Below are 11,600 nucleotides of genomic sequence, written 5' to 3' on the forward strand. Positions count from 1 at the left end.
GGCCCCGGCCGTCGGTCGCCCCTTGACGCCCCGCTGGCGAAAGGGGCACACATGGGAGGCATGGTGCTCGACGCGGCGCAAAGCGCTTAGAGCATAATCGGGAATGGGGATGGGCGGACCCAGTTGCGGCGCCCAAAACCCCAGCCGCCCCCGCGACTGTAAGCGGTGAGGGACTCCGATCAGCCACTGGGCCGCAAGGTCCGGGAAGGCCGGAGAACCCAGTGAACCGCGAGCCAGGAGACCGGCCGTGCATGTTTTGAGGCCAAGGCCGTCGGGTGTGACGGCAGGAAGGATCTGAGCCATGCATATCGAACCCGGAATCGTGACGGGCGCCAAGCTTGTATTGAGTTACGCAACCGGCATCGCCGCAGGCGGCGTTGCCTTGAAGCTCGCGGTCGAGACCGTGCGCGAGCAGGGCATCGTCTCGTTCGCCGCGCGGACGCTCGCCACCACCGGCCTCGTCTTCATCTTCTTCGAGATCATGCCGCACTTCCCGGTCGGCGTCTCCGAGGTGCACTTCATCCTCGGCTCGACCTTGTTCCTGCTGTTTGGCGCTGCGCCCGCGGCCTTCGGCCTCGCGTTCGGCCTTCTGTTCCAGGGCATCTTCTTTGAGCCGCCCGACTTGCCGCAATACGGCATGAACGTCACCACGCTGCTGGTGCCGCTGTTCGCGATCCAGGCGATTGCCGCGCGGATCATTCCGCGCAGCACTGCGTATGTAGACCTCAGGTATCGCCAGGCGCTGGCGCTTTCCACGACCTATCAGGCGGGCGTCATCGCCTGGGTGGCGTTCTGGGCGCTCTACGGCTCCGGCTTCGCCATGAGCAACCTCGCCAGCATCGCGACGTTCGCGGCCTCCTATGCGCTGGTCATTGTGATCGAGCCGCTGGCTGATCTCGGTGTGCTGGCGCTGGCGAAGTCGCTGCGCGGTGTCACCGCGTCCGGCTTCGTCACGCCGCGCCTGCACAACGCGGCTTAAGAGACCAAGGGGCGGCCGCGATGGCCGCCCCCACACGCGATGCTCACGCTCTCCCTGATAGGCATCGGTTGCGGCGATCCCGCCCAGCTCACGCGCGCCGCGATTGGTACCATTAATGCGGCTGATCTCGTCCTGATCCCGCGCAAGGGGATCGCGAAATCCGATCTCGCAGATTTGCGGCGGACAATCTGCGCCGATGTGCTCACTAGCGATAAGACGCGCATCGCCGAGTTCGATCTTCCCGTGCGCGACGCAGCCGAAGCCGATTACCGCAAGGGCGTGGACGATTGGCACGATGCGGTTGCTGCGACGTGGTCGCAGACGATCGCAGATCATCTCGGCAGTGACGGCAGGATCGCGCTGCTGATCTGGGGCGATCCCTCGCTCTACGATTCCTCGCTGCGCATTGCGCGGCGGCTCGATCCCTTGCCTGATATCGAGGTCGTGCCCGGCATCACCTCGATCCAGGCGCTGTGCGCGGCGCACGCGCTGCCGCTCAACGACATCGGCGAGCCATTTCTGGTCACGACAGGCCGTCGCTTGCTCGAAGGCGGCTGGCCGCAAGGCGTCGATACCGTTGTGGTGATGCTCGACGGCGGCACCGCATTCCAGTCGCTCGATCCGGAAGGTCTTCATATCTGGTGGGGCGCGTATCTCGGCATGCCCGATCAGATCATCATGTCCGGCGCGCTCGCCGAAGCGGGCGCACGCATCGTCGCCGCGCGGCAGGACGCGCGCGCGCGGCACGGCTGGATCATGGACAGCTACATTCTCAAGCGCAGGCCGTAAGCGAGGCAGCATGCTCCCCGAATGGGTCTACAAGAAGTGCCCCGATGTCTCCGCGGTCCACCGCGACGCGGCGATTGCGCGGCAGGCGCAACTGACGAAACCGACTGGCGCGCTCGGCCGGCTGGAGCAACTCGCGATCGAGCTTGCAGGCCTGCAAGCGACCGAGCAGCCGCGCGCGGCGCGGGTGCCCATCATCATCTTCGCCGGCGATCACGGCATCGTCGCGCAGGGTGTGTCGGCCTATCCGCAAGCCGTGACCATCGCGATGATGGCAAATTTTGCCTCCGGCGGCGCAGCGATCTCCGTGCTCGCACGCGAACTTGGTTCCAGCCTGGAAGTGGTCGACGCCGGCACGTTGGCGCAGGAGCAGATGCCGGGCGTGGTCACCGACAAGCCGTGCAACGGCACCCGCGATTTCAGCGTCGAGCCGGCGCTCGCGCCGTCCGAGCTGGCGTTCGCCTTTGAAGCTGGGCAGCGCGCGGTTGCGCGCGCCGCGACCAGCCAACCCGATCTTCTGATCTTCGGCGAGATGGGAATCGGCAACACCACGACCTCGGCCGCAATTGCCGCGAGCCTGCTCGGCATCAGCGCCGAGGAGATTGCGGGCAGCGGCACCGGTATCGATGCGGCCGGCCGCGCGCACAAGGCGCGTGTGATCGATGCCGCGATTGGGCGGCATGGCGTTGCTGGCGCGGCGCCTGAAGAAATTCTGTCTGCCGTCGGCGGTCTCGAGATCGCGGCGATCTGCGGCGCGATCATCGCGGCTGCACAGCGCCGCATTCCGGTGCTGATCGACGGCTTCATTGTCTCGGTCGCAGCTTTGGCGGCGACGCGGCTCAACCCGTCGTGCCAGCCATTCCTGCTGCCGTCGCATCAATCGGCGGAGCAGGGGCATCGGCTGGTGCTGCGCGCGCTGAACGTGCAGCCGCTGATCAGCCTCGATCTCAGGCTCGGCGAGGGATCGGGCGCCGCCATCGCGCTGCCACTGGTGCGGTTGGCATGCAGCCTCCACAACGGCATGGCGACGTTTGCGCAGGCCAATGTGCCTGACAGACCTAGCTGATCCGCTGATTGACCGAGACGACGCGCCAGCCGTTCGCGAGCCGGTCGATCCGGGTCAGCGACAGCGGATCGATCACGAAGCGCAAGGCTGCTTGTGGTGTGAGATCCAGTGCAACACAGAGCGCAGCGCGGATCGTGCCGGAATGTACGACCAGCGTTGCTGGTCCGGCGCCGATTCGCAAGAGCCCCAGCCGGACGCGCGCGACCTGATCTTCAAAGCTCTCACCGCCCGGCGGCTTTCCGCGCGCCGGATCACTCCAGAACTGCGTATAGGCCTCGCCACCGGTCGCAGCGAGCTCGTCATGCCGGCGGCCGGTCCAGCCACCAAAATTCTGTTCGCTAAACTCGGGCACCAACCTGGGGTCGAGCCCCAGCGCCCGCGCGGTCTCGACCGTGCGTCGTGACGGGCTGGCATAGCTGGCGGCATCCCGCGGCAGGCTCTGCCGCAGCGCTTCCAGCTGTGCGCGATCGCCGAGATCGGCTGGCGCGTCGGCCGCATGGATCGTCCCTTTGATGCCGTCGACGGGGGCATGCCGTATCAGCCAGAGGAAGGTCTCGCCTTCCATGCAGATCTCCCAAGGAAGTTGGTCGCTGTGGCAATAACGCCGCAGCTTGCACATTGACTCTGTCTTGATCGTAATCCTAGATGGCTTCGACGGTTTCCCCGAGAGGGGATGAAAAGGGAATGCGGTGCGGGGACATTGTCCCCAATGCCGTGGCTGCCCCCGCAACTGTAAGCGGCGAATCTTGTGTCACGAGCCACTGGGTATCTCGGTCCCGGGAAGGCGATGCAAGGTAACGACCCGCGAGCCAGGAGACCTGCCGTCAGCCGTGGTCACACGCGAAGATGTCGGTCGGGGAGTACAGACATTCGGCTTCATCGGGAGGCCTGAAGGCCGAAGGTGGGACCTTGGTTCGCTGTGACGTGCCACTGACGTCATACCGAGGTTCAAAGCCGTGTTGTCCATCCGCATTCCACGCTCGCGCAGATTCCTGCTTGCCTCCGCCGCGCTGACATCCTTTGCCGCGCTTGATCCGCCTGCCGCATTGGCGCAGCAGGCCCGCGAACCGCTGCCGCCGGTCGAGGTGTCGCCCGCCCAACCCCGCAAGCAAGCAAAGCCCGCCGGCCGGGATGCGCAGAGCGCGCATCGCGCTCCAGCGCGCAGGCCTGTGGCGGCATCGACTGCGCCCAAGCCCGCCGTGCCGGCGGCAACGGCGCAAACGCCGCTCAACAGCAACGCGGTGGCGGAAAGCGCCTCGCGGCTCGGCCTGACCGTGCGCGAGACGCCCGCAACGGTCGAAGTGATCTCGGCCGAGACCATGCGCGAGCAGGGTTATCGCACCGTGTCCGAGGTCGCGCAGGGCGCGGTCGGCGTCACCTCCGGCGACAATCCGGCCGAGCCTTCCGCCTTCTCGATGCGCGGCTTCACCAACAGCCAGATCAACACGCTCTACAACGGCATCAAGATCGGCCCGCAGAACATGACCTCGCGGGTCATGGACACGGCCAATCTGGAGGCGGTGGAAATCCTGAAAGGTCCGGCCTCGCTGATCTCGGGCGAAGGCGCCGCCGGCGGCGCGATCAACTTCGTCACCAAGCAGCCGCACACCGGAGCTATCAGCAACGAGGCGGATTTCTCCTGGGACTCGCTGAACTCGTTCCGCGCGCATTACGGCTCGGGCGGCAGCACTAACGTGCAGGGCCTCGACTACCGCTTCGATATCAGCCGCTCCTCGCTCAACGGCTTTGCCGACGACACCAACACCAAGACGCTGGATGTGTCGGGCCAGCTCAACTACCGCATCTCCGACAGTCTCAAGGTCTGGGGCGCGATCGAGTACCGCGAAGATCGGTCGAAAGCGTATTGGGGCGCGCCACTGGTGCCGGTCGCCTTCAGCGGCTCGCATGCGACGAGCGGTATCGTTTCCGGCAATTACATCTCGAACTACAACGGAACCAATCTCGGCGCGGTCACCATCGACGACCGCACCTTCAACACCAACTACAACGTCCTCGACAATCGCAACGTCGCACAGGAGGTGTGGCTGCGCGGCGGCTTCGAGCTGAAGCTCGCACCTGACTTGACGCTGAAGAGCCAGGCTTATGGGTATGGCGCCGAGCGCACGTGGTTCAACAACGAGGTCGAGGCGTTCAACGCCGGTACGAACACGGTCGATCGTGAGCGCTTCTACGTCGCGCACAGTCAGCGTCTGGTCGGCAACATCACCGACCTGATCTGGGACGCGAACATCGCGGGCTTCGACAACCGTATGGTCACGACGCTGTCGTCGAGCTATCTCGATTTCGTCAGGCCGGGTGCTGCAAACTTCCCGGGCGATTCTGTCTCACTGGTCGATCCCGCGCGCGGTACTTACGGCCTGCTGACGACACAGCAGCAGACCGCTCGTATCGACAACGAGGCTCTGTCGTTCGAGGACCGGCTGAAGCTGACGCGGACTTTCGCGCTTATTGGCGGCCTGCGCGTCGAGCATATCGGGCTCGATCGCAATTCGACCGACAAGAACGGGCTGGAGAAGGCGAGCTTCCCGTTCACGAAAGACTGGGCGCCGGTGACCGGCCGTATCGGCTACACGTGGGAAGCTGTCCCGGGCCTGACCTTCTTCAGCCAGTACGCCACCGGCGCCGACATCTCCGCCAACAACATTTTTCTGCTCGCGCCGACGCAGCCGCTCGACCTGACCACCGCGCGCACCTATGAGACCGGCGTCAAGCACCTGTTCTGGGACAACCGGGCCGAGTGGTCGTTCTCGGCCTATGACATCCTGCGCAAGAACGTCTATGCGGCGGCCGGCGGCATGGCGCTCAACATCGCCGGGCGGCAGGAGTCGAAGGGCGTAGAGCTTGCCGCCTCGGTGCGTCCGATCGAGCCTCTGCGTCTCTGGGGCAACATCGCTTATGTCGATGCGCGCTATGCCGACTACAATTTCGTCGGCGGCTCGTTCTCCGGCAACACGCCGCCGAACGTGCCGCGCATCGTTGCCAATGCCGGCGCGTCGTACCGGTTCTTCACGCCCTGGCCTGTCGAGTTCGGCATCACCGGCCGCCATGTCGGCGACCGCTACAACACCGACGCCAATGTGGTGACGCTGAAGGCCTACACCGTCGCCGACGTCTATGCGTTCGTCGACATCCCCAAAACGGTGTTCAACGCGGTCGACCAGGCCCGCCTGACTTTTCGCGTGCGCAACATCGCTGATAAGCGCTACGCCATCTGGGGCGATCCGTTCTATCCCGACCAGATCCTGGTTGGTGCGCCCCGAACCTACGAGATCTCGGCGGCGTTCAAATGGTAGGACGCTGACCACATGATGGGCGCGATCGTCCTGCTGCATCGCTGGCTCGGGATCGCGTTCTGCCTGCTGTTCGCGATGTGGTTCGCGACGGGGATCGTGATGCACTTCGTTCCGTTTCCGTCGTTGACGGAAGCGGAGCGCTTTACCGGGCTTGTTCCTGTCGATCGTGCGCAGCCAAGCATGGCGATTGCCGATGTGGTGGCGGCGAGCGGCATTGCCGATGCCACACGCGTGCGCCTGATCCGGCGGAGCGATGGACCGGCCTACGTCGTGTCGGGACCGTCGCGGCTTCGTGCGGTCCGCGCTTCGGATGGGCAGGGTGCATCGGTGTCGTCGCCCGAGGTCGCGCTCGCCATCGCGAAGGCTCATGCGGGCCAGCGCGGGCTCGATGCCGCGCATGCGGCTGTCGTTGCTTCCGCGGACCACGATCAATGGAGCGTTCCGAACGGCTTTGATCGCCACCGGCCGCTGTTCCGTGTCGCGCTTGGCGATGCCGCCGGCACGGAGGTTTACGTCTCCTCGCAGACCGGCGAGGTCGTGCTGGACACGACGCGGAGCGAACGCGGCTGGAATCTTGCCGGCAGCGTTTTGCACTGGATCTACCCAACGGTCCTCAGAAGCAACTGGGCGCTGTGGGACGGCGTGGTCTGGACGTTGTCGCTGCTGGCCTTGATCGCGGCGGTGCTGGGCGCGGTGCTCGGTGTTGTGCGGGCGAAGATGCGGGCAGGCCGGATCGCAACGCCTTACCGTGGCTGGCACGCGCTGCATCATGTCATTGGTCTCATCGCGACAAGTTTCGTGCTGACCTGGATTTTCAGCGGCTGGCTCTCGATGGACCATGGCCGGCTGTTCTCGCGCGGGCAATTGACCGCGGCTGAGGCTGGCACGACGAATTCTGTGCCGGGCTGGACAACGGCCGTCGCGCTCGATCGGAAGCCGATATCGTCCTCGGCGCGCGAGGTCGAATGGTTTGGCTATGACGGCAGGATCTATCGGCGTGAGCGGATCGGTCTCGACAAGCAGGTTCTGGTGCGACCGGACGAGCGAGTAGCAAAGGCGCTCAGCGCGCAAGAGGTCGAGCGCTTGGTGGCGCGCCTCGCGGCCGGCTGCGGCGCGCCGTCCGTTGTCGCCAGCAATGACGATTATCCCGCGCAGTCCATCGTCCCAGGTGCACCCGTCTACCGTTCTCGTTGCGGCGACCTCTGGTTCGACATCGATGGTGCGGATGGCAGCGTGGTGCAGAGGCTCGATGCCTCGCGGCGGGCCTATCGCTGGGTCTACAGCGCGCTCCACACGCTCGATTTTCCGTTCCTTGTGGCGCATCCGCGACTACGCGATGTCGTGATCGTGGGCCTCTGCGCGGTCGGGTTGGTGTTCTCCATGTCAGGCATTGTGATCGGCTGGCGGCGGTTGTTGCTGTCTTAGGACACTCGATCGAACATAAAATTCAAAAACAACCCCATGCACAGTAGCCGGTGAAAACAAAATCAACGGCTTACGCAGGTGATGGTGCGATTTGACACGTCGGGCAAAACAGGAGCATACTGCTATTATTCCGAAATCATCATTTCGATATGCCCGGCCGCGCGCAGCAGCGAGCGGTCTTGTCCGCGCCGGGCAATGATCTGGAGGCCGAAGGGAAGACCGTTCGCATCGGTCCCGCACGGAATCGAGATCGCCGGCAGGCGGGCGTGATTGACGAAGGGCGTAAACACGGCGTGCCCGCGGGGACTGGCAGGGCGGCCGCCGATCATGTCGGGGCCGAGCTGGGCGAACGGCCAGGCGACGCAGGGGACTGTTGGTGTCAGCAGCAGATCGACCTCGGTGAAGAAGGCCGCAAAGGCATTGGCAATCGCCGCGCTTGCGACCAGGGCGCCCGCAACGTCGGTGCCCGACCAGGATAGCCCTCGCTCGATCTGCCTGGCGATATCGGGGTCGAAGACATCAGGGTCGTTGCGGAAGGTGTCGCCATAGAGCGCGGCGAGGCCGGCATGCTGCAGCGGCATGATGGCCTCTTCCGTTGCGCCCGCCGGCCAGACGGGATCGCGGTGGGCGATATGCAGGCCCGCGTCGGAGAGACGTTGAACGGTGGAAATGAGCCCATTGGCGACGACATCATCGACGGCGATATCAAGTCCGAGGCGCGGCGAGAAGGCGATGCGCAAGCCGGCGATGTCATCGGCCTTTTGCGCGATGTCGGCGGAATCCGGATCGCGCGGATCGGTGCCGGCCATGACTTCGAACGCCAGCATGATATCGCTGACATCGGCAGCGATCGGCGCAGTGACCGAGAGGCCGAAGAACGGCTCGGCGAAACTGGGCCCGTAGGGGATCGCACCGTAGGACGGCTTGAAGCCGGCGACGCCGACATGAGCCGGCGGCCTGCGGCTGGAGCCGCCTGCATCGGTGCCGATCGCGAGCGGCACGAGCCCGGCTGCGACCGCGGCGGCAGGACCGCCGGATGAGCCGCCGGGCGTCAGCGTGGGACCGAGCGGATGCCGCGTCGGCCCGTAGAGCTGGGAGGTCGTGACACCTTTGCTGGCGAACTCTGAGGTTGCGCCGATGCCGACGATGACGGCACCGGCCTTGCGCAGTCGCTCGATCGCGATCGCATCCTGCGGCGCGACGAAATCGGCGAACAGGCGCGATCCCTGCGTGATGCGCCAGCCGCCGACCCAGATGTTGTCCTTGACGATGATGGGAACGCCCGCGAGCGGCATCTTTTCGCCAGCGCGCACGCGCTCGTCGACTGCTGCGGCATCGGCCAGCGTGCGCGCGGGATCGATCGTCACCACCGCGTTCAACGCCCTGGCGGCCTCGATACGCCCGAGCGCGGCTGTGGCGGTCTCGACCGCGCTGGTTCGTCCGGCCGTGACGTCGGCTGCGATCTCGCGCGCGCTATTGTTTCGGCTTGTCATGGCCTCCCCCAGATCAGCGCCAGTGTGCCACCGAGGGCAAGGCACGCCAAGGTGGCAAGGGCCGCGCCGAGGCCGGCGGCGCCATCGAGGATCGACACCAGCACCGGTGCGGCCAGCAGGCCCATATAGGACGCCGTCAGCACCGCGCCCGTGGTCTCGCCGATCCGGTCCTGCGGGGCGAGGCGGGCGATTTCGGCGATGAAGACGCCGTTCCAGCCCGAAGCCGTCAGTCCGAACAGCGCCGCAACAACGAACTGCACGGAGCGACCGAGCGATGCGCCAGCGAGGCCAAGCAGCGCGGCGCAGAAGGCCATGCCGAGGCCGATCACGACGAGCACTGCGCGTGAGGCGTCGAGGCGCATGGCGAGGTATCCCCAGCCGAGGCGGCCGACCAGGCCGCTGGCTTGCGCGCAGGCGAGCGCCATGCCGGCTTCGATATGGCTGAGGCCGAGCTCTCGCGTGCCGAGCGTGACGAAGACGGTGTTGAGCGACACCTGCATCGCGCTGAACGGCATCGAGGCCAGCGCCAGCATCGCGATCCGCCGGTCCGCGGTCATCAGCGCCAGCCGCGCACGCAGATCGAGCTTCGGCGGCGGAGCGACCTTGTCGGCATAGGCCGGCCGCAGCCATTCGAACATCAAAATCCCCAGCAGCGCGCAGGCGCCAACGGCGGCATAGCACCAGGCCGGCCCGAACGAGATCGCGATCGCGGGCAGGGCCAGCGACCCCAAGACCGCGCCGATCTGGTTGCCGGTCTGGCGCACCGAGAACACGAAGGCGCGCCGCTCGGCGGTCACGAGCCGCGCCAGCAGCGCCGCGCTCGCGGGCGTCTCGGGCCCCATGGCAAGACCGAGGCAGAGCCCCGCGGCAAGCAGAGCGGCGCTCGATCCGAGCGAGGCCAGCGCCATGCTGACGACGATGGCCGCCGCACACAGGCTTGCGATCCTGAGCGAACCCATCCGGGCGATGAAGCTGCCGCCCCAGAACGAAGCGGGGATGCCGACCGCGAACACCGCGCATGAGAACAGCGAGAGCTGCCAGACCTCGATATGGGCGCGCGGCGCGACCACGCCCGGCGCGAACAAAGCGAGCGCCACCAGCGCCTGAAGCGAGGTCATCGCCCCCAGGGCCGGCAGCAGCGCCGGCGCTGGCCGAACGGCCGTGTTTGCGTCTACCATGGCGCAGTGCTCACGGGAGGATCGGCAAGGTGGCAGGCGGCATTTCCATTCACGCGGTCGATGTGGCGAGCGGGCGCCCTGCGCAGGGGCTGCGCGTCGAGATTTGGCGGATCGATCCGGACTCCCAGCGCATCGCCGACGGGCGGCTCGGCGCCAACGGCGTGCTCGATCATCCCGTCGCACAAGGCGAAGGCGTGATGGCGGGCGTGTACGAGGTCCTGTTTCATCTCGGCGAGTTCTTTGGCGACAGCGACGGTTTTCTCACCGTGACGCCGTTCCGCTTTCGCATCAAGGATGTCAACGAGCATTTTCATCTGCCGCTGAAATTCACCCGCTGGGGCTATTCGCTGTTTCGCGGCGCCTGAACGCGACGAGACGAGGGCGCGGTGCGATAAGCGCGGATGTCCGGTCTCGGAGGCAAGGCGGAATTATCCCGCTCTTTCAGAGAACTACCGCGTTTGACCCGAAGAAGAACAACGTTCGGAATCCCGTTGGTTGAAAATGTGCTATCATGCCTCTTGGGATGGCGTTTGCTGTCTTGGTAATCTAGGAGGACATAGCAGTGAAAGTCTCAGCACTTTTGTCCATAGGTATCGTTGTCGCGATCTTGTCGGTGGCATCGACGAATGCCCGCGATACCCAAAAGATCCAGAAACCACAGACAGCGCCGGTATGGAATCCAGGTGAGCCTTGGCCTCCCAAGTGGGCCACTTTCGAAGCTTGCCAGGCAGCCGGAAAGAAGTGGGCTTGGGATCTAAATACCACTTCTCAATGGTGCAGCGCTCAACCGTACGACAGAGTGAGCGGCACCGTTCGCTGATGGCGAAGTTGGCGCGACAGAACAAGTTGGGGCCGCTCCAATTGGCGGCCTCTTTCATGTCAGCGCTAAGCCTGCGATGTCGCCTGTTGGCCCTTAGCCGCCATCGCGCCTTGATTCGAGTTCAGCATTACAACGACGCCTTTGCCGATTGCTGGCAACATCATGAGGTCGACATAGGACACCGCTTTTCCGAGGATGAGCGAACAGAACTAATCAAGCACGCCTTGAGCTCCGACAGCAACGACCGGTGACACCGAGCGCGGGTAGTCATGCCTTCCTCTCCGGGACTCGCAACCAGGATACAATGTCGGGAAATGGCCCAGCAGCGAAGTAGCAGCGCACTTCGTGGGAGTCCGCTCATTGGGGCACGGCGAGCCAAATTTGCTCAGGTTGAGTTCTTCGCCTTTTGACCGATTCCGTTGAAAAAGGGAAACAGTAATCGGATGTATTGGCGTCAGCGCGATGCGGCCCAATGGCTTTGGCGGTTTCTACCCCAAGGTGGGCATTGGGATCAGCTTGGCCATCTTGCGAAGGTTCTG

The 11,600-nt window shown here is 65.1% G+C and carries 10 protein-coding genes and 2 riboswitches; of the genes, 6 read left to right on the forward strand and 4 right to left on the reverse strand.

Translation table 11 applies throughout. The features are described from left to right. Window positions 1–44 precede the first annotated feature (44 nt). Window positions 45–264, forward strand: a riboswitch (cobalamin riboswitch). A gap of 37 nt (window positions 265–301) precedes the next feature. Genes B5V03_RS10075 through cobT form a run of 3 tightly spaced genes read left to right on the forward strand, consistent with a single transcriptional unit; the run spans window position 302 to window position 2,831 of the window. After that, window positions 302–979 (forward strand): energy-coupling factor ABC transporter permease, encoded by a 678-nt coding sequence (locus B5V03_RS10075; RefSeq protein ID WP_129269659.1) that lies wholly within the window; start codon window positions 302–304, stop codon window positions 977–979. Window positions 980–1,018: 39 nt separating this feature from the next. Then, window positions 1,019–1,768 (forward strand): precorrin-6A synthase (deacetylating), encoded by a 750-nt coding sequence (cobF, locus tag B5V03_RS10080; protein WP_129269661.1) that lies wholly within the window; start codon window positions 1,019–1,021, stop codon window positions 1,766–1,768. 10 nt (window positions 1,769–1,778) lie between these two features. Further along, window positions 1,779–2,831, forward strand: a complete 1,053-nt coding sequence (gene cobT / locus B5V03_RS10085) for a nicotinate-nucleotide--dimethylbenzimidazole phosphoribosyltransferase (RefSeq protein WP_129269663.1) — start codon at window positions 1,779–1,781, stop codon at window positions 2,829–2,831. On the opposite strand, the gene B5V03_RS10090 is transcribed toward cobT, so the two are convergent. Further along, window positions 2,824–3,396, reverse strand: a complete 573-nt coding sequence (locus B5V03_RS10090) for a histidine phosphatase family protein (RefSeq protein WP_129269665.1) — start codon at window positions 3,394–3,396, stop codon at window positions 2,824–2,826. The genes cobT and B5V03_RS10090 overlap by 8 nt on opposite strands. A gap of 73 nt (window positions 3,397–3,469) precedes the next feature. Continuing rightward, a riboswitch (cobalamin riboswitch) is annotated at window positions 3,470–3,671 on the forward strand. Between the two features lie 116 nt (window positions 3,672–3,787). Here B5V03_RS10090 and B5V03_RS41405 point away from each other — a divergent pair. Then, window positions 3,788–6,145 (forward strand): TonB-dependent receptor, encoded by a 2,358-nt coding sequence (locus tag B5V03_RS41405; protein WP_164987908.1) that lies wholly within the window; start codon window positions 3,788–3,790, stop codon window positions 6,143–6,145. A gap of 12 nt (window positions 6,146–6,157) precedes the next feature. After that, a complete protein-coding gene (locus B5V03_RS10105) occupies window positions 6,158–7,570 on the forward strand; it encodes a PepSY domain-containing protein (RefSeq protein ID WP_129269669.1) in 1,413 nt (470 codons plus the stop codon). A gap of 125 nt (window positions 7,571–7,695) precedes the next feature. On the opposite strand, the gene B5V03_RS10110 is transcribed toward B5V03_RS10105, so the two are convergent. Further along, the gene (locus B5V03_RS10110) at window positions 7,696–9,063 is read right to left on the reverse strand and encodes an amidase (protein WP_129269671.1); all 1,368 of its coding nucleotides are present in this window, start codon (window positions 9,061–9,063) and stop codon (window positions 7,696–7,698) included. Next, window positions 9,060–10,241, reverse strand: a complete 1,182-nt coding sequence (locus B5V03_RS10115; protein WP_129269673.1) for an MFS transporter — start codon at window positions 10,239–10,241, stop codon at window positions 9,060–9,062. The genes B5V03_RS10110 and B5V03_RS10115 overlap by 4 nt, the downstream gene beginning before the upstream one ends. A gap of 29 nt (window positions 10,242–10,270) precedes the next feature. Between B5V03_RS10115 and B5V03_RS10120 the strand changes: the two genes are divergently transcribed. After that, a complete protein-coding gene (locus B5V03_RS10120; RefSeq protein WP_164987909.1) occupies window positions 10,271–10,606 on the forward strand; it encodes a hydroxyisourate hydrolase in 336 nt (111 codons plus the stop codon). Between the two features lie 812 nt (window positions 10,607–11,418). Here B5V03_RS10120 and B5V03_RS42015 read toward each other — a convergent pair. Then, the coding region (locus B5V03_RS42015; RefSeq protein ID WP_206736133.1) for a hypothetical protein at window positions 11,419–11,600 on the reverse strand (182 nt) is incomplete at its 5' end.

Origin of the sequence: Bradyrhizobium betae, assembly GCF_004123905.1 — a bacterium.
Classification (GTDB): Bacteria; Pseudomonadota; Alphaproteobacteria; order Rhizobiales; family Xanthobacteraceae; genus Bradyrhizobium; species Bradyrhizobium betae_A.

Bases quoted from the DNA above. Each gene is read 5' to 3' on its own strand.
- B5V03_RS10075 (WP_129269659.1), top strand. From the start codon at position 302: ATGCATATCGAACCCGGAATCGTGACGGGCGCCAAGCTTGTATTGAGT.
- cobT (WP_129269663.1), top strand. From the start codon at position 1,779: ATGCTCCCCGAATGGGTCTACAAGAAGTGCCCCGATGTCTCCGCGGTC.
- cobF (WP_129269661.1), top strand. From the start codon at position 1,019: ATGCTCACGCTCTCCCTGATAGGCATCGGTTGCGGCGATCCCGCCCAG.
- B5V03_RS10105 (WP_129269669.1), top strand. From the start codon at position 6,158: ATGATGGGCGCGATCGTCCTGCTGCATCGCTGGCTCGGGATCGCGTTC.
- B5V03_RS10110 (WP_129269671.1), bottom strand. From the start codon at position 9,063: ATGACAAGCCGAAACAATAGCGCGCGCGAGATCGCAGCCGACGTCACG.
- B5V03_RS10090 (WP_129269665.1), bottom strand. From the start codon at position 3,396: ATGGAAGGCGAGACCTTCCTCTGGCTGATACGGCATGCCCCCGTCGAC.
- B5V03_RS10115 (WP_129269673.1), bottom strand. From the start codon at position 10,241: ATGGTAGACGCAAACACGGCCGTTCGGCCAGCGCCGGCGCTGCTGCCG.